This window comes from Pseudomonas sp. NPDC087817 (assembly GCF_044742875.1).
Lineage (GTDB): Bacteria > Pseudomonadota > Gammaproteobacteria > Pseudomonadales > Pseudomonadaceae > Aquipseudomonas.
The window spans coordinates 254,309-273,991 of sequence record NZ_JBIUVJ010000005.1; the positions used below are offsets into that span (position 1 = coordinate 254,309).

Sequence of the window (19,683 nt, forward strand, 5' to 3'; positions counted from 1 at the left end):
TCGGAAGACAATGCTGATCACCAGAGGACCCCCTCATGATCACCCGACTCAATGTAGCTCCCGACTGGGACGCCAAGGCGTACCAGCAGTTTTCCCGTCTCAGGCAACGCCCGGTCAATGAATTGCTCGACCGTGTCGAACTGCACAACCCCAAACATATTTATGACCTCGGCTGCGGCACCGGTATTGCCACGCAGTTGTTGGCCCAGCGCTGGCCGCGTGCACAGCTGCAGGGCGTCGACAGCTCGCGACAAATGCTTGATGAAGCCCGCTGCCTGCCGATTCACGCATCGTGGAAACACTGCGATCTGCTCGAATGGCAGCCTGAACAACCGGCGGATCTATTGCTCGCGGCGGCCGTGCTGCATTTCATCGGCGACCACGACACCTTGCTGCCGCGCTTGCTCGGCCAGCTCAATCGCGGCGGCTGCCTGGCGGCGCACATGCCTGACTGGCGCGATGCGTTGTGGTATCGGCTGATGCTCGACACGCTGGACGATGCCGGCCCCGGCGGCACACCGCTGGGTACGCGGCAATTGCGCCAACGCATGGCGGCGCGGCCGCTGTTGGCGCTGGAGGATTACTATCGCCTGCTCGCGCCGTTGACCGAATCGCTGGATATCTGGGAGACCGAGCAATTGCAGGTGGTCGACGGGAAGTCGCCGGTGTATGACTGGGTCAAGGTGTCGGCGTTGCGCCCGGTGATGCAGGCGCTGAATTCAGAGGAACAGTCGCGGTTTATCTATCACTACCTGATGCGGGTGCATGAGCATTATCCGCAGGAGAGGAATGGCCATACGTTGTTTCCGTTCAAGCGGATATTCATTGTCGCCACGGTGTGATGCATCACGGCGACTACCGCTATCGCTGGCAAGCCAGCTCCCACAGGTTTTTGGGTTGTTCACAAATTTTGGGTACACCCGAGAACACTGTGGGAGCTGGCTTGCCAGCGATGGCGTCAGCCTGGACAACAACTATTCCCGGGATTCGATACCCAGCTCATCCCACACCGACTCCGCCAAATGAAACGTCGCATTCGCCGCCGGAATCCCGCAATAAATCGCACTCTGCATGATCACTTCCTTGATCTCGCCACGGCTCACGCCGTTATTGGCGGCCGCGCGCAGGTGCAGTTTCAGTTCGCCCTCGCGGTTCATGCCAATCAGCATGGCAATGGTAATCAGGCTACGGGTGTGCCGAGGCAAACCCGGGCGGGTCCAGATATCGCCCCAGGCATGACGGGTGATCATCTCCTGAAATTCGCCATTGAACTCGGTCAGCGTCGTCAGGCTGCGATCGACGTGGGCATCGCCCAACACTGCGCGGCGCACCTGCATGCCGTCGTCGTAACGTTGTTTCTCGTCCACAAAAACTTCCTCACCTGGCCTGCAAAAACGCCAGTACACGGTCGCTGAATTCGGCGCCGGCCTGCACGTTGGAAAGATGCGCCGCATAGAACTCGGCATACTCGGCGCCGCGTACATGCTCCTGAATGAAATGCCCGCCGGACGGCGGCGTGACCGCGTCTTCGCTGCCGGCAATCACCAGCAACGGCACGTTGATCGAAGCCAGTTGATCACGGAAATCGGCATCGCGTACCGCCGCGCAATTGGCCGCGTAACCTTCAGGCGAGGTCGCCGCGAGCATGTCGGTGATCTGCTTGGCCGCCGCCGGATGAGCCGCCGAGAAGTCCGGGGTAAACCAACGGGCAATCGAGGCATCACGCAGGGCAACCATTGCCGCCGGACCGTCGCGCAGCACGGTTTCGATGCGTGGATTCCACACTGACGGATCGCCGATTTTTGCCGCCGTGTTGCAGACGATCAGTTTGTGCAGGCGATGCCCGGCATTGATCCCCAGCCACTGGCCGATCAATCCACCCATCGACAATCCGCAGAAATGCGCGCGCTCGATGTGCAGCGCATCCAGCAGCCCGAGCACGTCATGGCCCAGCTGCTCGATGCTGTACGGCCCCGGTGTCACCAACGATTGACCGTGCCCACGGGTGTCGAAACGCAGCACACGAAAATTTTCGGTGAATGCCGGCATCTGCGCGTCCCACATGTGCAGGTCGGTGCCCAGCGAGTTGGACAGCACCAGCACCGGCGCATCGACCGGGCCTTCAATCTGAGGCCCTTGAATTTCATAGTGCAGTTCGCCATCGGCGAGTTGAACGAAAGCCACAGCCCTCTCCTTCAGACAGACAATGCGTGATGTTCGGCCACCGCACGCTCGACCCAGACTTGCGCCTGACCGAGGTAATGGGCGGGATTCAACAGATGATTCAGTTCGGCGCTGCTCAGTTCGGCGGTGACGGCTGGCTCATCACCGAGAACTGCGCGCAAGTGGCGTTGCTCGGCCACCGCGCGCTTGCAGCATTGTTCGAGCAGGTGATGCGCGGTATCGCGGCCGACCCGTTGCGCGAGGACGATGCTCACCGCTTCGGCCAGCACCAGCCCTTGGGTCAGTTCGAGATTGCGTGCCATGCGTGCGGCATCGACTTCCAGGCCATCAGCCAGCAGGCGCGCCTGCTGCAGCGACCCCGAGACGAGGCAGCAAATCTCCGGCAGGGTTTCCCATTCGGCATGCCACAGACCGAGACTGCGTTCGTGCTCCTGCGGCATCGCACTGAACAGCGTCGACACCAGCCCCGGCACTCGCGTTGCCGCGCCGATCAGCACTGCCGCGCCGACCGGATTGCGTTTGTGCGGCATGGTCGAAGAACCGCCCTTGCCCGGCGCCGACGGTTCAAAGACTTCCGCCGCCTCGGTCTGCATCAACAGGCTGACGTCGCGGCCGAGTTTGCCGAGGCTGCCGGCGATCAAACCGAGCACCGCGCCGAACTCAACGATGCGATCACGCTGGGTGTGCCACGGTTGTTCCGGCAAGGTCAGTTGCAGTTCTTGCGCCAAGGCTTCGGCAATCGGCAACGCCTGCTTGCCAAGCGCCGCGAGGGTTCCGGACGCGCCGCCGAATTGCAGCACCAGCAGGCGCGGCTTGAGTTCGCGCAGACGCTGACGGCTGCGAGTCACTGCGCCAAGCCAACCGGCGATTTTCATGCCGAGGGTCACCGGCGTTGCGTGTTGCAGCCAGGTACGGCCGGCCAACGGGGTCGCGGCGTGGCGTTGGGCCTGAGTCGCAAGAGCATCGGCCAGTTGTGCCAGATCGTTTTCGATCAGTTGCAGCGCCTGACGCAATTGCAGGACCAGCCCGGTATCCATTACGTCCTGACTGGTCGCGCCCAGATGCACATAGCGCTCGGCTTCGGCATCAGTGGCGGCGATCTGCTTGCCCAGGGCCTTGACCAGCGGAATTGCCGAATTGCCCGCCGTGGCAATCGCCTCGCCCAACGCGGCGAAGTCGTACAAACCGGCGCGGCAGGCATTTTCAATAGGCGCCACCGCGTGTGACGGGATCACCCCGACCCGCGCCTCGGCCCGGGCCAGCGCCGCTTCGAAGTCGAGCATCGCCTGCACGCGGCCCTGATCGCAGAACACGTCGCGCATATCGCGGGCAGTGAAGTAGGCATCGAACAATTGATTGCCCGGTCGCTGAGTCATAAACAGTCCTTGCCGGCGCGGGCCATGACGGCCCGCGCGCATCGGTTTAGAGATCGTGGTGCAAATACGCCGCCTGTTTCGGCAAGCGCAAACTGAACAGGAACGCGACGGCCATCATCACCGTGACGTACCAGTAGAAGGCGTTTTCCATGCCCCCGGCTTTCAGGCTCAGGGCCACATATTCTGCCGAACCGCCAAAGATCGCGTTGGCCACGGCATAGGCCAGACCGACGCCGAGGGCGCGGACTTCCGGCGGGAACATTTCGGCTTTCACCAGACCGCTGATCGAGGTGTAGAAACTGACGATGGCCAGCGCCACGGTGATCAGCACAAAGGCCAGGATCGGACTGCTGACGCTTTTCAGGCTCAACAGGATTGGCACGGTAAACAGCGTACCGAGCGCGCCGAACCAGAGCATCGAGTTACGTCGACCGATCTTGTCGGCGAGCATGCCGAACAGCGGTTGCATGCACATATAAAGGAAGAGCGCGCCGGTCATGATGTAGCTGGCGGTCTTGGCGTGCATGCCGGCGGTGTTCACCAGATATTTCTGCATGTAGGTGGTGAAGGTATAGAAAATCAGCGAGCCACCAGCGGTGTAGCCGAGCACGGTGATGAACGCGGCTTTGTGGTCACGGAACAACGCACGAATGCTGCCGGCGTCCTTGTTCTCGCGCATCTCCTTGCTGGCGGTTTCTTTCAGCGAACGGCGCAGGAACAGCGAGATCACCGCCGCGACCGCACCGACCACAAACGGAATGCGCCAGCCGTAGGCACGCAGTTCGTCTTCGCTGAGGAACTGTTGCAGGATCACCACCAGCAATACCGCCAGCAGTTGCCCGCCAATGAGCGTCACGTACTGGAACGAGGCGAAAAAACCGCGCTGGCCCTTGAGCGCGACTTCACTCATGTAAGTCGCGGTGGTGCCATATTCACCGCCGACCGACAGGCCTTGCAGCAGACGTGCAAACAGCAACAACAACGGCGCCCAGACACCGATGGTGTTGTAGGTCGGCAAGCAGGCGATGAGCAACGAACCGAAGCACATCATCAGCACCGAAATCATCATTGAGGTCTTGCGGCCCTTCTTGTCTGCCAGACGCCCGAAGATCCAGCCACCAATCGGGCGCATCAGGAAGCCGGCGGCGAACACGCCTGCGGTGTTGACCAGTTGCACCGTCGGGTTATCGGAAGGGAAAAACGCCGGGGCGAAATAGATCGCGCAAAAGGCGTAGACGTAGAAGTCGAACCATTCGACGAGGTTGCCGGACGAAGCGCCGACAATGGCGAAGATGCGCTTGCTGCGCTCTTCACCGGTGTAATGGGAGGTGATGGTTGTCATTGTTTTTCACTCGATAGGGACAGTGAGAGTCTAGACATACTTTGCAACAGTCCCGTTCCACATTGGATCAGCAACACAGTTCTCTTGTAGGAGTGAGCCTGCTCGCGATGGCGGTGTGTCATTCGGACCATTTAAATCTGACACACCGCGATCGCGAGCAGGCTCACTCCTACAGGGATTGGTGGTGTTCCTCAGTAATCGAAGAACACGGTCTCGGCATCAGTACCCTGCAAAATCACATTCCACTGATACACCCCCGCCGCATCCGGCTTCGCCAGCAACGTCCCGCGACGCTCGGCCGGCACACACTCCAGCAACGGATCACTCACGTTCGCCGGCTCCCCTTCAAAGTAAATCCGCGTCAGCAAATGCTTCACCAAGCCCCGCGCAAACACCAATACCACCAGATGCGGCGCCTGGGTCGAGCCCTTCAGGCCTTCAACCGTGCCCGGTTTGATCGTGGTGAAACGGAAACGCCCTTCGGCATCCACCGGTACCCGACCGAACCCCTCGAAGTGCGGGTCCAGCGGCTTGGCCTGCTCATCTTCCGGGTGGTCATATTTGCCGGCAGCGTTGGCTTGCCAGACTTCGAGCATGGCGTCGTTGACCACATCGCCGTTGCCGTCAACGACTTGGCCGGTGATCGCCACGCGCTCGCCGAGGGTTTGTTCGACCGCGAGGTTTTCGCGGTTCAGCCAGGTCAGACCGATGTGGTAGTACGGCCCGACGGTGTGGGACGTGGTGGCAGTCAGGGTCATCTTATTTCTCCATCGGCGTGGCGTCGCGGCCACGCAGCACGATGTCCCAGCGGTAACCGAGGGCGTAGGACGGAATGGTTTTTTCCAGATCGAAACTGGCGATCAGGCGTTCCTTGGCCGAAGTGTCCGGCACGCAGTTGTAGATCGGGTCGTAGGCCAGCAGCGGATCGCCGGGGAAGTACATCTGCGTCACCAAGCGAGTAAGGATGCTCGGCCCGAACAACGAAAAATGAATGTGCGCCGGGCGCCACGCGTTGTGGTGGTTGCCCCACGGATAGGCGCCGGGCTTGATGGTCTGGAACTGATACCAGCCATCGGCGTCGGTCACGGTGCGGCCAGTGCCAGTGAAGTTCGGGTCCAGCGGCGCGTCGTGCAGGTCGCGCTGGTGGTTGTAGCGGCCGGCGGCGTTGGCCTGCCAGATCTCCACCAGAATCCCCGGCACCGGCAGACCGTTTTCGTCGAGCACACGGCCGTGAATGATGATCCGCTCGCCCAACGGTTCGCCGTCGTGCTGCGCGGTCAGGTCATTGTCTTTCTCGGCGACGCGTTCGGCACCGATGGTCGGGCCGGTGATCTCCGACAACGAATGCGGCAGAAACACCAACGGCTTCGATGGCGAGCGCAAATTGGTGGATTGATACGTCGGGTGCAGGTACTCAGGCTGAGTGCCTTCCTGCGGACGACGGTAACCAGGCTTGTCAGACATGTCGCTTTCCTCTGTTCTTTTTCGTCACGGCTTGCGTCAGACGCGTTCGATGGCCAGGGCCAGACCTTGGCCAACACCGACGCACATGGTCGCCAGACCTTTCTTGCCGCCGGTCTTTTCCAGCTGATGCAGCGCGGTCAGCACCAGACGCGCGCCGCTCATGCCCAACGGGTGACCGAGAGCAATCGCGCCGCCATTCGGGTTGACCTGCGCCGCGTCATCCGCCAGCCCCAGTTCACGCAGCACCGCCAAGCCTTGGCTGGCGAAGGCTTCGTTGAGTTCGATCACATCAAAATCGCTGACCGCCACACCGAGACGCTCGGTAAGTTTGCGCACCGCCGGCACCGGGCCGATGCCCATCACCCGTGGCGCGACGCCGGCGCTGGCCATGCCGAGCACTTTGGCGCGAGCGGTCAAACCGTGTTTTTTCACCGCTTCGGCGGACGCGAGAATCAGCGCGGCGGCGCCGTCATTAACCCCGGAAGCATTGCCGGCGGTGACGGTTTTGTCCGGGCCGTTGACCGGTTTCAGTTTGCTCAGCGCTTCGAGTGTGGTGTCGGCACGTGGATGTTCGTCCTGGCTGACCACGGTTTCGCCTTTTTTGTGGGCGATGCGCACTTCGACGATTTCTTCGGCGAAGTAGCCAGCGGCCTGCGCGGCAGCGGTGCGTTGCTGACTGCGCAAGGCGAAAGCGTCCTGATCCTCGCGGGACACTTGATAGTCGTCGGCGACGTTGTCGGCGGTCTGCGGCATCGCGTCGACGCCGTATTGCGCCTTCATCAACGGATTGATGAAACGCCAGCCGATGGTGGTGTCTTCCAGTTTCATGTTGCGCGAAAACGCCGCGTCAGCCTTGCCCATCACGAACGGTGCGCGGGACATCGACTCGACGCCGCCGGCAATCGCCAGCTCCATTTCGCCGCTGGCGATGGCACGGAATGCGGTGCCGATCGCGTCCATTCCCGAAGCGCAGAGGCGATTGAGGGTCACGCCCGGCACGCTGTCCGGCAGACCCGCCAGCAGCAGCGCCATGCGTGCGACGTTGCGGTTGTCTTCGCCGGCCTGGTTGGCGCAGCCGAGAAACACCTCGTCGATTGCATTCCAGTCCACCGATGGATTGCGCTCCATCAGCGCCTTGATCGGCACAGCGGCCAGATCATCGGCACGAACGGCAGACAGTCCACCGCCGAAACGGCCGATGGGGGTACGAATCGCGTCGCAGATATAAACGTCACGCATCATGCTTCTCCCGGTGCCTGACCGTGGGCCGCAGCGGTGCGGGTTTCGAGATCGCGCAGTGCGGTCAACTCGACTGCCGTCGGTTCAGCGGTGGTGGCTACGTCATCGGCAAAACGGATCGCCCAACCGGTAGCGGCGACCACTTGCTCGCGGGTCACGCCTGGGTGCAGTGCGGTGACCACAAATTCGTGGGTGCCTGCTTCCGGCTCCATGATGCACAGGTCGGTGATGATCCCGACCGGCCCGGCGCCCGGCAGGCCCAGACGTTTACGCGAATCGCCGCCCTCGCCATGACCGACCGAGGTGATGAAGTCGAGCTTGTCGACAAACGAACGCGCCGACTGTTTAAGGATGATCAACACGCTTTTCGCCGAACCGGCAATCTCCGGCGCGCCACCGGCACCCGGCAGACGCACTTTAGGCGCATGGTAATCGCCGACCACGGTGGTGTTGATGTTGCCGAAACGGTCGACCTGCGCGGCGCCGAGAAAACCGACGTCGATGCGCCCGCCCTGCAACCAATAGCGAAAAATCTCACCGGTCGGGACGACAGTGTCGGCGGTCTCCGCCAGTTCGCCGTCACCGATGGACAGCGGCAGTACGCTCGGCTTGGCGCCGATCGGGCCCGATTCGTAGATCAGCACTACGTCCGGCGACGACGTCAGGCGTGCCAGGTTCGCAGCTTTCGACGGCAGGCCGATGCCGACGAAGCACACCGAACCGTTCTTCAGGCGACGGGCTGCGGCGACGGTCATCATTTCATTGGTGGAGTAAGTCATTATTTGGCCTCCGAAGCAGCGGCCAACTTGGCCTGAAACTCGCTGAAGTCAGCGCAGCCATGGATGTATTCGTTGATCCACGCGGTAAACGTCTCACGGTCGCGGGCGATCGGGTCCCACGCCTGATAGAAACGGTTGTCGCGTTCGGTGTAACCGTGGGCGTAGGACGGATGCGCACCGCCGGGTACATGGCAGACCGCGCTCAAGGCCCAGGTCGGCAGTACGCAGGCGTTCATCGGCGCGTTGAGGTTGTCGACGATTTCCTCGACGGTGACGATGCAGCGCTTGGCGGCCAGCGCCGCTTCTTTCTGCACGCCGAGAATGCCCCACAACAGCACGTTGCCTTGGCGGTCGGCTTTCTGCGCGTGGATCACGGTCACGTCCGGACGCACCGACGGCACGGCCGCCAGCACTTCACCGGTAAATGGACAGGTGACGGTTTTGATCAGCGGGTTGACCTTTGGCAGGTCGGAGCCGGCGTAGGCACGCAGCACCGCGAACGGCAGGCCGGAAGCGCCAGCTACGTAGGCATTGGCCAGATCGGCGTGGGAATGTTCTTCGATTTCCAGCGGGTGCGGCCATTGCTTCTCGACCGCGTCACGCAGACGGTGCAACGAACCTACACCCGGATTGCCACCCCAGGAGAAGATCAGCTTGCGAGCACAACCGGCTCCGATCAGTTGGTCGTAGATCAGGTCAGGCGTCATCCGCACCAGGGTCAGATCTTTCTTGCCCTGACGAATGATTTCATGACCTGCCGCCGTAGGGATCAGGTGAGTGAAGCCTTCGAGCGCGACGGTGTCGCCGTCGTTGACGAATTGCTTCACCGCGTCGTGCAGCGAAAGGATCTCAGCCATGGAGCGGGCTCCCGTTTTTGTAATGAATCGCCAGTGATAAAAAGGCGCGAGGTTCAGCGCCGGAGTCACTGCAGATTAAGCCTGGGAAATTCGCCAAACAATCCGATAATCGACTGAGTGTTCGTTTATCGAACAGATTGTTATCAACCTAACAATGATCGTTCCCACGCTCCGCGTGGGAACGCAGCCCAGGACGCTCCGCGTCCAAGAGCAGACGCAGAGCGTCTATTGAGGCGTTCCCACGCAGAGCGTAGGAACGATCATGCGCTGAAAATCAGGTGGCATCCGCATGACTGACCATGCCCTTGATCACCACCGCCGTAGTGGCCAACGCCGCCGGAATCACCAACGCCGTCAACACCTGCTCGAAATTCCAGCCCAGGCCCAACAACGTCGCGCCCATCCACGCCCCGAGAATCGCGCCGAACCGACCAATCCCGAGCATCCACGACACCCCGGTCGCTCGCCCCTGAGTCGGATAAAACCGTGCTGCCAGCGACGGCATTGCCGATTGCGCACCGTTCACACACATTCCCGCCACCAGCACCAAGGTCGCCAGCAACGTGATATTGCCCAGACTCTGCCCCACCGCGTAGGCAAACACCCCCGCCAGCAGGTAGAAAATGCCAATCACCTTGTGCGGATTGAAGCGGTCCATCGCCCATCCCACAGCGACCGCGCTCAATACCCCGCCAAACTGGAACAACGCGCCAATGAACGCGGCCTGCTCCATGCTTGCGCCGCTGTCACGCATCAGCGTCGGCAACCAACTGGTCAGCAGATAAACAATCACCAGGCCCATGAAATAGGTCAGCCACAGCAACAAGGTGCCGGTGCTGTAGGTGCCCGAGAAGATCACCGCAAATACGTTGCGCGCCTTGACGGTTTTCTGTTCCGGCACGCTGAAGCTGGAAGCCTGAGCGACGGTGACCGGGTCAATCGGCGCGAGGGTCTTGCGCACTTTGTCGGTACCGCGGTTGCGCACGACCAGGTAACGCGCCGATTCCGGCAGCCAGAACAGCAGCACCACGGCGAGGATCAGCGGCAGGATTCCACCAATCAGCAACAAACTGTGCCAGCCGAACGCCGGAATCAGCTTTGCCGAAATAAAACCACCACCGGCCATGCCGAGGTTGAATCCACAGAACATGCTGGTCACCAGCAGCGACTTCTTGCGCTCCGGGGTGTATTCCGACAGCAGTGTCGTCGCGTTCGGCATCCCCGCGCCCAGACCGAGGCCGGTGAGGAAACGCAGCACCAGCAATTGCTCGACATTGGTGCTGTACGCCGAGGCCAGACTGAAAGCACCGAACAGCACCACCGCCCCCACCAATACGACTTTGCGCCCGAAACGGTCAGCCAAGGGCCCGGAACCGAGCGCGCCGAAGACCATGCCGATCAGCGCGGCACTCATCACCGGGCCGAGGCTGGCGCGGTCGATGCCCCAGTCCTGCGACAGCGCCGGGGCAATGAAACCCATCGCGGCGGTGTCGAGGCCATCCAGGAAAACAATCAGGAAACACAGGATCACCACCCGCCACTGATAGCGCGAGATTGGTTGGGCATTGATGAAGGTCTGCACGTCGAGGCAGTTACCCACAGCGGACTGAGGCTGGTTCATTATTTTTATTCCACGCAAAAAAACGCAGTCGAACGGCGGCCGGCCAAAGAGCGGCACGGTCACAAGAATAGAAGGTCTGGATCAGGCGTTGCGCTGAACCCGGCAACAGGGGATGGGGCGGAGACAGTCGGGGAGCATGCGCATGGTGAGTTGCCTCTTGTCATTATTATGGGAGTCGACAATCCGGCGGGCTCATACAGATCAGCGCCGGATGACGCTGCCGCGACATTAATGATCCGAGGGTTTTAGCGTCAATTCGATAAACGCAACACTGTGCGTTTATCGAACAGCTTCATCAGGCGAACAATTGCGCACTAAGGTCGCGGCTGGCGCTGAGCAGGCCCGGCAGGAAGCGTTGTTCCAGCTCGGTACGACTGACGCGACCGGCGTGAGTACTGACGTTCAGTGCTGCAACCACTTGCCCGGAAGCATCGTAGACCGGCACGGCAATCGAGCGCAGGCCTTGCTCCAGTTCCTGATCGACGATGCACCAGCCTTGTTGCCGCACTTCTTGCAGGCATTCGAGCAACGCCTCGGGCGTGTGCAGGGTGCGGCTGGTCTTGGCAACCAGTTCAGCGTGGTCGAGGTATTCCCCCAGCGACGTGTCGTCCAAAGCTGCCAGCAGAATCCGCCCCATCGACGTGCAATAGGCCGGCAAGCGCCCGCCCACCGAAAGATCCACGGAAATCAGTCGCTGGGTGGTTGCCGAACGGGCGATATACAGAATGTCGTCACCTTCCAGCGTGGCCATGTTGCAGGCTTCGTGCAGTTGCTCGCTCATGCGGTCGAGGTAGGGCTGCGCGGAGACGGCCAACGGTGTCGAGGATAAATAGGCGTGGCCGAGGGTCAGCACTTTCGGCAGCAACGAGTAGGTACGACCGTCAGTCGTGGCGTAGCCGAGCTTGATCAACGTGTGCAGGCAACGGCGCACGGCGGCCCGGGGAATTTCCGTACGGTGGCTGATCTGGGCGATGGTCAGATGACGCTTTCGCTCCTGAAAGGCCTGCACCACCGCCAGACCACGGGCTAGTGAGGTCATGAAGTCCGGATCACCGGTCAGCGCCTGGATCCGTTTGGCCGGCGAGGCAACAATCGGCGGCGCCACTGAGGTGAAGGAGTTGCGCATTTGATCGTTCATTTCTTGTCCTTGGTTCCGGCACGGATCAATGGCTATACAAGCGACTCCCGGGAAGATGCACAAGAGTGGAGACGCCAAGATTGGGCGATTATCGAACCGCCGACCGATTATCGCAATGGCTCCCGGCTGGCCGCTCGGGCGCCTTATTAGTGAGGATTGAACTTCGGTGCATCATTGGCTCTGCGCATAGTTGTTCGACTAAATGGCGCCAGAAACTGATCACCTGACAAACAAGGCAACACCCCACCGACAACTTCTGTTAAAAGTTGTGAGTCACAAAACAATCACACATCCGGAACCGTTTTTAACTTGGCAGAGATAGTCAATTCCAAATCGACCGCTATAATGCAAGTCAGTGGTCTGTCGTTTTTTCCTTGATAACGACGCCACCCGCTGCCGCGATGTCCATCGCGGTCAGCCCGGCCAGCGCCTGACGCTCATACTCATGCACCGCCAGCACGCTTGCTGATTACTGGAAACTGATGCTGCGTCAGTTTTAATCTGGTGACGTAGCCGCCTGCAACATGGAAGTCTTGAACGTTCTGCCGACACCACCAATGTCCATTCTGGCATTGAGCCTCGGCGGGTTCGCTCAATCGATTTGTTGCCGTGCGATTCGCCAGACATTTAACTCAACTCAAACAGGTAGCACTGTGACGAAAGACGAACTGCGCGCGGAACTTGAGCGCCAGGAACAACGTTACAAGGATGTTTACGGCGGGGAAGTCACCACCTACGCCGCTCAACCCGAACCGGAACGCAAGGCATGGCGGAAACGACCAACTGTTCAGGATCAGGTTTTCCAGCAAGAACTGAAAAAGATGGAAGAAGAACTCAAAACCGAAGAGCCATAAGTCACGGTTTTTGCTTCTTTGAAGGTTTGCGCCAGCACCGGCTACAAGCGCGGTGTAACGACGAAGCCTTGCGCGCCCGCTACCCGCGGGCAGCGGCTATCTCCCCAGCCGGCAGGCTGCAGGGACGATTCAGACAGGTTTCACAGATATTTCAGACAAGCGTTTGAACCCTTTACGTGCCTGCGAAACTCACGGGCTAGAAGGACTTTTTCCAAGTAATTCAATGACTTGAAAAACCCTGCGCGACGCTTGGTTTTAATGCGCTGCAACAAATTAAATCGAAGAAGAATGTTACCGATGAGCAGGTAGGGCATCGATTTCGAGACTTTTCTGGCATAATCGCGCCCCCTTACGACCGGGTCAGAAAACCTTCATGATCGATTTATTCAGCGGACTGGATGCTTGGGTGCTTGTGAGCCTCTTGCTCGCCCTGACGTTTGTCCTCGCCTTCGAGTTCATCAATGGATTTCATGACACCGCTAACGCGGTAGCCACTGTTATCTACACCAAAGCCATGCCGCCTCACCTGGCGGTGTTCTTTTCCGGTGTGTTCAATTTCCTCGGCGTGCTGCTGGGCGGGGTTGGCGTGGCGTATGCCATTGTCCACTTGCTGCCGGTTGAACTGCTGATCAATGTGAACACCGGCCATGGCCTGGCGATGGTGTTCTCGTTGCTTGCCGCGGCAATCACCTGGAACCTGGGCACCTGGTACTTCGGTATCCCGGCGTCGAGTTCCCACACCTTGATCGGTTCGATCCTCGGTGTCGGCCTGGCCAATGCCCTGATCAACGATATCCCGTTGGCCGACGGCGTGAACTGGCAGAAAGCGATCGACATCGGCGCTTCGCTGGTGTTCTCGCCGATGGCTGGCTTCCTGATCGCGGCACTGGTGCTGATCGGCCTGAAATGGTGGCGCCCGCTGTCGAAGATGCACAAGACACCGGAACAGCGCCGCAAGATCGACGACAAGAAGCACCCGCCGTTCTGGAACCGTCTGGTCCTGGTGATCTCGGCCATGGCCGTGAGCTTCGTGCACGGCTCCAACGATGGCCAGAAAGGCATCGGCCTGATCATGCTGGTGTTGATCGGTATCGTTCCTGCGCAGTTCGTACTTGACCTGAACAGCACGACTTACCAGATCGAACGCACCCGCGATGCGACCCTGCACCTGAGCCAGTTCTACCAGCGCAACTCTGATTCCCTCGGCGAGTTCCTGGCCCTGGGTAAAAGTGTAGAAGGCGACCTGCCGGAGAAATTCCGCTGCAACCCGCAGCAGACCGAACCGACCATCAGCGCCCTGCTCCACACCCTCAAAGGTGTAGCGGACTACCATTCGCTGTCGTCGGAAAGCCGCGTAGAAGTTCGTCGCTACCTGCTGTGCCTGGACGACACGGCGAAGAAAGTTGGCAAGCTGCCAGGCCTGGAAGCCCGTGAAAAGGCTGACCTGGACAAACTGCGCAAAGATCTGACCACCACCACCGAATACGCTCCGTTCTGGGTGATTCTGGCGGTCGCACTGGCCCTGGGCCTGGGCACCATGGTTGGCTGGAAACGCGTGGTACTGACCATCGGTGAGAAGATCGGCAAGCAAGGCATGACCTATTCTCAGGGCATGTCGGCGCAGATCACCACTGCCAGTTTGATCGGTATGGCCAACATCTTTAGCCTGCCGGTGTCGACCACTCACGTTCTGTCTTCAGGCGTGGCCGGGACCATGGTCGCCAACAAGAGCGGCCTGCAGGGTGGTACGGTTCGCACCATTTTGTTGGCGTGGGTGTTGACCCTGCCGGCGACTGTTGCGCTGTCGGCCGGGTTGTTCTGGCTGGCGTCTAAGGCTTTGGGTAGCTGATAGATAGCGGCACATGAGAAAGGCGCGATTCGAAGGGATCGCGCCTTTTTTTGTGTTTGGGGGGGTGGGGGTTGAGGGATTGGGGGCATATCCGTTGCTGCGGTAACGGCTGCTTAGGGTTCCGCCCTTACGGCGGGTCACTTTTTCCAGACGCCGAAAAAGTAACCAAAAAGGCTTTACCCTGACGTACGGCACTTCGCTGTGGCTCAGTGTTCCCTCGCTACGGTGTCCATCCGGGGGCATCGCCTCCGGTTTGCTTCGCTGCACCTCCTCTCGATGAATGCGGCTTCGCCGCACGGCGCTGCGCGCCTACCCCGGATGAACACCTCCGCTCGGCCTGCCGATGGGCCTGAAGATCAAGATCAAGATCAAAAGCCAAAGCCAAAGCCAAAGCCAAAGCCAAAGCCAAAGCCAAAGCCAAAGCCAAAGCCAAAGCCAAAGCCAAAGCCAATCAAAAGATTGCAGCCGAGGCAGTGCCTACAAGGCATGAGTACACCCGCCAGAGCTTTGTCGACTGTCAGGTCGCCATCGCTGGCAAGCCAGCTCCCACAGGGGTGGAGTACAACCGACAGAAACAGGTCGGCTGTCAGGCCGCCATCACTGGCAAGCAAGCTCCCACAGGGGTGGAGTACAACCGACATAAACAGGTCGGCTGTCAGGCCGCCATCACTGGCAAGCAAGCTCCCACAGGGGTGGAGTACAACCGACATAAACAGGTCGGCTATCAGGCCGCCATCACTGGCAAGCAAGCTCCCACAGAGGTGGAGTACAACCGACATAAACAGGTCGGCTATCAGGCCGCCATCGCAGGCAAGCCAGCTCCCACAAGAAAATGAGTACACCCCCGCACGCGGCGCATGCCGCCCCACTCAACACAATGAGCGTTAGCTCGAGTACCGCTCTTGATCTAAAAGGCCCGTCGGCAGGCTGAGCGGAGGGATTGATCCGGGGTGGGAGCGCAGCGACCGTTTGGCGAAGCCAAACACATCGAGAGGAGGTGCAGCGCAGCAAACCGGAGGCGATGACCCCCGGATCGATCCCGCAGCGAAGGAACCCGAGCCACAGCGAGGGCCGTACGTCAGGGTAAAGCCTTTTTGGTTACTTTTTCGGCGTCTGGAAAAAGTGACCCGCCGTAAGGGCGGAACCCTAATCAGCAACACCCGCAGCAACGGATATTCCCAAAAACCCACCCCAAGCATGGTCGGCCCACAGGCCGCCAAGGCAAAAAAAAAGGGCAACCGAAGTCGCCCAAAATGCCTTGCGTGCTCATCAAACCTGAAAGGAAATCAAGGCTTCTTGCGCTTGTTCGCATCCTTCCAGATAAAAAATCCAAACCCTGCAAAAAACAGAACCATGAGGCCAACAGTCAGCACCCCGGCAAACACCACGTTATCGAAAAACATGACTGGCCTCCTGGCCCCTGCTCTGCTGCGATGGAACTAAGTTACCAAACACACAGGCGCACAAATTGACCGGGATCAATACCAGCAACGAAGAGAGATAAAGGCGGAAAAATAACTGACCTGCATCAACGGATGCAGGGGGAGATCAACGCTTTTTCGGTTTGTTTTTCGACTTTTTCTTGGCTTTTCCCAACGGCATCGCCTGCTCGAAGGCATTGCGCACTTCATTCAGGCGCTTCTCTTTGATGTCGTGTACGCGCTTGGCACGTTCGGCATTGAGGTCAATCAGTGTGTCGTCTTGGCTCATGGCAACAGGCATCGCTTGAAATAATCACAACTGCCGCGTCAAAGGCAGGACTGCGCCAATAATGCAGCCTGACGCGAGCGCTGAACAGCCATCGGCATAACGCACCTTCAACAATTGATGTACCCGCGGCCGGATTTCCACGCACAATCGGCGCCTGGAACCAAGCCCCAAAGGATGTTTGCCGTGCCCTTGCACCAGGATCTGCCACCACTGATGGCCCTGCGCGCCTTTGAGGCCGTGGCGCGCCACTTGAGTTTCATCAAGGCTGCCGATGAGTTGTCAGTCACGCAAAGTGCGATCAGCCACCAAGTGCAAAAGCTTGAAGAATGCCTCAACCTGCGGCTGTTTGTCCGGCGCACACGGGCCATCGACCTGACGCCCGCCGGCGCGGCGTATTACCGACAGATCGAACCCGCCCTCGCCGCTATCGCCCAAGCCACCCGACAATTGCGCGGCGAACAACCGGCCACCTTGCGCATCGGCCTGCTCGCCTCCTTCGCCACGTTATGGCTGGCCCCGCGACTGGCGGATTTCAACGCAAAACATCCGCACATCCATGTCGAACTGCTGCCCGCCGTGCAATTGGCCGATGTCGGCGGTGGTGAAGTCGATCTGGCTATCCGCTATGGCAAGGGCGGCTGGCAGAAAGTCCGCGCCCGGCGCTTCATGAGCGAAACCCTGACCCCGGTGTGCAGCCCCGCCGCCAAGGCGAAAGGTGTCAACAATGGACCGCTGCTGATGGCCAAGTCGCACCAGCCGTTTGAATGGATCGACTGGCAGCAACACAGCGGCATCGATCTGGCTCATGTGCCCAGCGTCATGCTGCACGACTACAACATCGTGGTCGAAGCCGCCGTCGCCGGCCAAGGCATTGCCATGGGGCGCCAGCGCCTGATCGAGCGTCGACTCAAGGAAGGTGCACTGGTGCCTGCCTTCGACACGCCGCCGATGCACAGTGAAATCGGATACTGGCTGGTCACTCCCGAACGTCCGCCAAGCCTGGCTGTACAGAGTTTCTGCCAGTGGCTGGAAGCGATTGCCGACGCATGAGTTATTTGGATACGTCGGATTAAATCTATCCGTTTGTCCGCCCTGCCACGGGGCAACATGCTGAAGCCCTCACTCCGGAGGACTTGCCATGACCGACTCTCTCAACCAACGCGTCCAGCAACTCGGCCTGCAATTGCCCGCACCGAGCCAGCCCATCGCCAATTACGTCAATCACGTCGTCAGCCAAAACCAGCTATTTATCTCTGGGCAGATTCCGCTGCTGGACGGCAAACCCGCCTTCATCGGCCGACTCGGCGAAGCAATCTCCGAAGAGGAAGGGGTCAACGCCGCCGAACTCGCTGCTTTGGGCCTGCTTGCACAGCTCGGCGCTGCCTTGGGGGACGATCTGGGCAAACTGGTGCGCATCATTCGTCTCGGTGTGTTTGTTGCTGCTACGCCTGACTTCCAGCGTCAGGGCGCGGTCGCCAATGGCGCATCGAATCTGCTGGTCAATGCCCTTGGCGAAAAGGGTCGCCATGTGCGCACCGCGGTCGGTGTTGCCAGCCTGCCCAGTGGCGTGGCGGTGGAAATCGATGCGATTTTCGAGCTCCAGCCGTGAATGCTGAGGACATCGCGTTTCTGCGATCAAGAACCCCAGGTTGCAATAACGTCATCCATTTCAACCACGCCGGTGCCTCACTGCCGAGCCAAGCGACCCTAGACGCCGTGATCGCACAGTTGCAACGAGAAGCGCTCGGCGGGCCCATGGAAGTGGCCGACGGTCAGGTGCTGGAAAGGGCCAGAAACGCCGCCGCTGTCCTGCTCAATGCCCAACCCGAAGACATCGCGTTTGCCAGCAGCGGCTCGGCCGCCTGGAGTCAGGCGTTCAACGCGCTGGAACCGTGGCAACCGGGCGAGCGGATTCTGGTGGGCCGTCACGAATGGGCCGGCAATCTGGCCTGCATGGCTGAAGCGGTGAAGGCCGGCGCGCGACTGGAGGTAATTCCCTGCGACGCCAAGGGAGCCGTCGACCCACAGGCACTGGCGCAGATGATCGATCGCCATGTGCGCCTGATCGCCCTGACCTGGCTGCCCGCCAACGGCGGCCTGATCAACCCGGCGGCGCAGATCGGGGCGGTCGCCCATCGCCACGGCATCCCCTATTTCATCGACGCCGGCCAGGCATTGGGGCAGTTGCCCTGTGATGTTCAGGCCCTGCAATGCGATGTGCTCAAGGGCGCCGGACGCAAGTTTCTGCGCGGCCCGCGCGGCACTGCGCTGCTGTATGTCCGCTCGCAGTTTCTGCAACGTTTGTTGCCGGTACAACGCGATGTGCTGTCGGCGCCGTGGGACGGCCAGCGCTTCACCTTGCGCAATGACGCCCGGCGTTTCGAGACCAGTGAAGTGTCGTTGGCCCTGTTGGCCGGATTGGCCAATGCACTGGAGGAACATAATCGAATCGGTGCGATTTCGATTCGACGGCGCATCGAACAATCCAGCCGCCTCCTGCGTGAGCGCATGCAGACGATTCCCGGCCTGACCCTGCGCAATCTCGGCGCGGCGCAGCAGCAATCCGGGCTGATCGCCTTCACGCTCCAGGGTTGGGACTGTGTTGCGCTCAAACAGGCACTGGCCGCACGCCGCATCAACATCGGCGCCAATGGCGTCGCCTACACACCGCTGGACATGCAGGCGCGCGGGCTGGACAGCATCGCTCGGGTGGCGGTGAGTTATCTGAATACAGAAGAGGAAATCGAAGTGTTGCTGGCAAATCTGGCTGAACTGGCCGCTCAGCCTCAGATTTCGATGTCGACCCACAGGCCCTGACGCGGCTGATCTTCCATCAGCGGCACCACCGGCACGGTGTTGTCGGCATTCAGTTCATGACCCGGCACGGCGAGGTGCTCTTCGGGATCTTCATCGGCTTCGCGCCGGCGACGATCACGTTCCGGCTGACGGCGCTGTTCCTCGCGCGCCATCAGTCTGTCCTCTTCAGGATCGCGTTTTTGCAGATCGATCGTGCTTTCGTTGGAGCTTTCCTGCACCGGCACCACCGGAGGAATGTCCGGCCGCTGGCGGATCGGATCCTGCTGGGAAGTGATCGGCACAGCGCTCAAGGGGAGCATCGGTGGCAACATATAAAGGGTCTCCTGTCAGCAGGCTATCGGCTTGGGTGATGGTGGCTTGAGCCACTGGTCGCAAACTTGTGACCGGGTTGGCACTCACGGGTGCCGCAAATCGCTCGAAAACTGACGGATGACTGCTTTTGTCTGCACTTGC

General features: G+C 60.3%; 21 protein-coding genes. 6 read left to right on the top strand and 15 right to left on the bottom strand.

Going from position 1 to position 19,683, the window contains the following annotated elements; genetic code table 11:
* Positions 1 to 35: 35 nt before the first annotated feature.
* Positions 36 to 842, top strand: a complete 807-nt coding sequence (locus ACIONG_RS07970; protein ID WP_315449185.1) for a methyltransferase domain-containing protein — start codon at positions 36 to 38, stop codon at positions 840 to 842.
* A gap of 132 nt (positions 843 to 974) precedes the next feature.
* Here the strand turns inward: ACIONG_RS07970 and pcaC are convergent, their stop codons facing one another.
* From pcaC to pcaR, 11 genes are all read right to left on the bottom strand, one after another.
* Complete coding sequence (pcaC, locus tag ACIONG_RS07975) at positions 975 to 1,367, bottom strand: 4-carboxymuconolactone decarboxylase (RefSeq protein ID WP_315449183.1); 393 nt, start codon at positions 1,365 to 1,367, stop codon at positions 975 to 977.
* 10 nt (positions 1,368 to 1,377) lie between these two features.
* Complete coding sequence (pcaD, locus tag ACIONG_RS07980) at positions 1,378 to 2,184, bottom strand: 3-oxoadipate enol-lactonase (protein ID WP_103307032.1); 807 nt, start codon at positions 2,182 to 2,184, stop codon at positions 1,378 to 1,380.
* Positions 2,185 to 2,195: 11 nt separating this feature from the next.
* A complete protein-coding gene (locus ACIONG_RS07985; protein ID WP_401297978.1) occupies positions 2,196 to 3,560 on the bottom strand; it encodes a 3-carboxy-cis,cis-muconate cycloisomerase in 1,365 nt (454 codons plus the stop codon).
* A 46-nt stretch (positions 3,561 to 3,606) separates the two neighbouring features.
* Positions 3,607 to 4,902, bottom strand: a complete 1,296-nt coding sequence (locus ACIONG_RS07990; protein WP_103307036.1) for an MFS family transporter — start codon at positions 4,900 to 4,902, stop codon at positions 3,607 to 3,609.
* 191 nt (positions 4,903 to 5,093) lie between these two features.
* Entirely contained in the window at positions 5,094 to 5,660 is a 567-nt protein-coding gene (gene pcaG, locus ACIONG_RS07995) for a protocatechuate 3,4-dioxygenase subunit alpha (protein WP_401297981.1), read from the bottom strand.
* Between the two features lies 1 nt (position 5,661).
* Positions 5,662 to 6,366, bottom strand: coding sequence for a protocatechuate 3,4-dioxygenase subunit beta (gene pcaH / locus ACIONG_RS08000; protein WP_103307041.1), 705 nt, complete (start codon positions 6,364 to 6,366; stop codon positions 5,662 to 5,664).
* Positions 6,367 to 6,402: 36 nt separating this feature from the next.
* Positions 6,403 to 7,608 carry a 3-oxoadipyl-CoA thiolase gene (pcaF, locus tag ACIONG_RS08005; protein ID WP_401297985.1) on the bottom strand — a complete coding sequence of 402 codons (1,206 nt, stop codon included), beginning with the start codon at positions 7,606 to 7,608 and terminating at the stop codon, positions 6,403 to 6,405.
* Positions 7,605 to 8,387 (bottom strand): CoA-transferase subunit beta, encoded by a 783-nt coding sequence (locus ACIONG_RS08010; protein WP_401298024.1) that lies wholly within the window; start codon positions 8,385 to 8,387, stop codon positions 7,605 to 7,607. The genes pcaF and ACIONG_RS08010 overlap by 4 nt, the downstream gene beginning before the upstream one ends.
* Positions 8,384 to 9,241 (bottom strand): CoA transferase subunit A, encoded by an 858-nt coding sequence (locus tag ACIONG_RS08015; RefSeq protein ID WP_315449174.1) that lies wholly within the window; start codon positions 9,239 to 9,241, stop codon positions 8,384 to 8,386. The genes ACIONG_RS08010 and ACIONG_RS08015 overlap by 4 nt, the downstream gene beginning before the upstream one ends.
* Positions 9,242 to 9,515: 274 nt before the next feature.
* Positions 9,516 to 10,862, bottom strand: coding sequence for an MFS transporter (locus ACIONG_RS08020; protein ID WP_103307045.1), 1,347 nt, complete (start codon positions 10,860 to 10,862; stop codon positions 9,516 to 9,518).
* Between the two features lie 295 nt (positions 10,863 to 11,157).
* Positions 11,158 to 12,000 (bottom strand): pca regulon transcriptional regulator PcaR, encoded by an 843-nt coding sequence (gene pcaR / locus ACIONG_RS08025; RefSeq protein ID WP_123465317.1) that lies wholly within the window; start codon positions 11,998 to 12,000, stop codon positions 11,158 to 11,160.
* Between the two features lie 653 nt (positions 12,001 to 12,653).
* On the opposite strand from pcaR, the gene ACIONG_RS08030 reads away from it, so the two are divergent.
* Positions 12,654 to 12,854: a hypothetical protein gene (locus ACIONG_RS08030; RefSeq protein WP_103307048.1), complete on the top strand. Its 201-nt coding sequence runs from the start codon at positions 12,654 to 12,656 to the stop codon at positions 12,852 to 12,854.
* Positions 12,855 to 13,227: 373 nt separating this feature from the next.
* Positions 13,228 to 14,703, top strand: a complete 1,476-nt coding sequence (locus ACIONG_RS08035; RefSeq protein WP_103307050.1) for an inorganic phosphate transporter — start codon at positions 13,228 to 13,230, stop codon at positions 14,701 to 14,703.
* A gap of 368 nt (positions 14,704 to 15,071) precedes the next feature.
* Here the strand turns inward: ACIONG_RS08035 and ACIONG_RS08040 are convergent, their stop codons facing one another.
* The 3 genes from ACIONG_RS08040 to ACIONG_RS08050 form a co-directional block, all read right to left on the bottom strand.
* Positions 15,072 to 15,482, bottom strand: coding sequence for a hypothetical protein (locus ACIONG_RS08040; protein WP_401297990.1), 411 nt, complete (start codon positions 15,480 to 15,482; stop codon positions 15,072 to 15,074).
* Between the two features lie 507 nt (positions 15,483 to 15,989).
* Positions 15,990 to 16,106, bottom strand: coding sequence for a cytochrome c oxidase subunit CcoM (ccoM, locus tag ACIONG_RS08045; RefSeq protein ID WP_007959205.1), 117 nt, complete (start codon positions 16,104 to 16,106; stop codon positions 15,990 to 15,992).
* Between the two features lie 145 nt (positions 16,107 to 16,251).
* Positions 16,252 to 16,413 carry a hypothetical protein gene (locus ACIONG_RS08050; protein WP_177431474.1) on the bottom strand — a complete coding sequence of 54 codons (162 nt, stop codon included), beginning with the start codon at positions 16,411 to 16,413 and terminating at the stop codon, positions 16,252 to 16,254.
* Between the two features lie 183 nt (positions 16,414 to 16,596).
* On the opposite strand from ACIONG_RS08050, the gene ACIONG_RS08055 reads away from it, so the two are divergent.
* From ACIONG_RS08055 to ACIONG_RS08065, 3 genes are all read left to right on the top strand, one after another.
* Positions 16,597 to 17,463, top strand: coding sequence for a LysR substrate-binding domain-containing protein (locus tag ACIONG_RS08055; protein ID WP_401297993.1), 867 nt, complete (start codon positions 16,597 to 16,599; stop codon positions 17,461 to 17,463).
* Positions 17,464 to 17,551: 88 nt separating this feature from the next.
* On the top strand, positions 17,552 to 18,022 hold the full coding sequence (locus ACIONG_RS08060) for a RidA family protein (RefSeq protein ID WP_213027779.1): 471 nt from the start codon (positions 17,552 to 17,554) through the stop codon (positions 18,020 to 18,022).
* Positions 18,019 to 19,230, top strand: coding sequence for an aminotransferase class V-fold PLP-dependent enzyme (locus ACIONG_RS08065; protein ID WP_401297996.1), 1,212 nt, complete (start codon positions 18,019 to 18,021; stop codon positions 19,228 to 19,230). Before ACIONG_RS08060 ends, ACIONG_RS08065 begins: the two co-directional genes overlap by 4 nt.
* Here the strand turns inward: ACIONG_RS08065 and ACIONG_RS08070 are convergent.
* Positions 19,200 to 19,541, bottom strand: coding sequence for an aspartate-semialdehyde dehydrogenase (locus ACIONG_RS08070; RefSeq protein ID WP_401297999.1), 342 nt, complete (start codon positions 19,539 to 19,541; stop codon positions 19,200 to 19,202). The genes ACIONG_RS08065 and ACIONG_RS08070 overlap by 31 nt on opposite strands.
* Positions 19,542 to 19,683 lie beyond the last annotated feature (142 nt).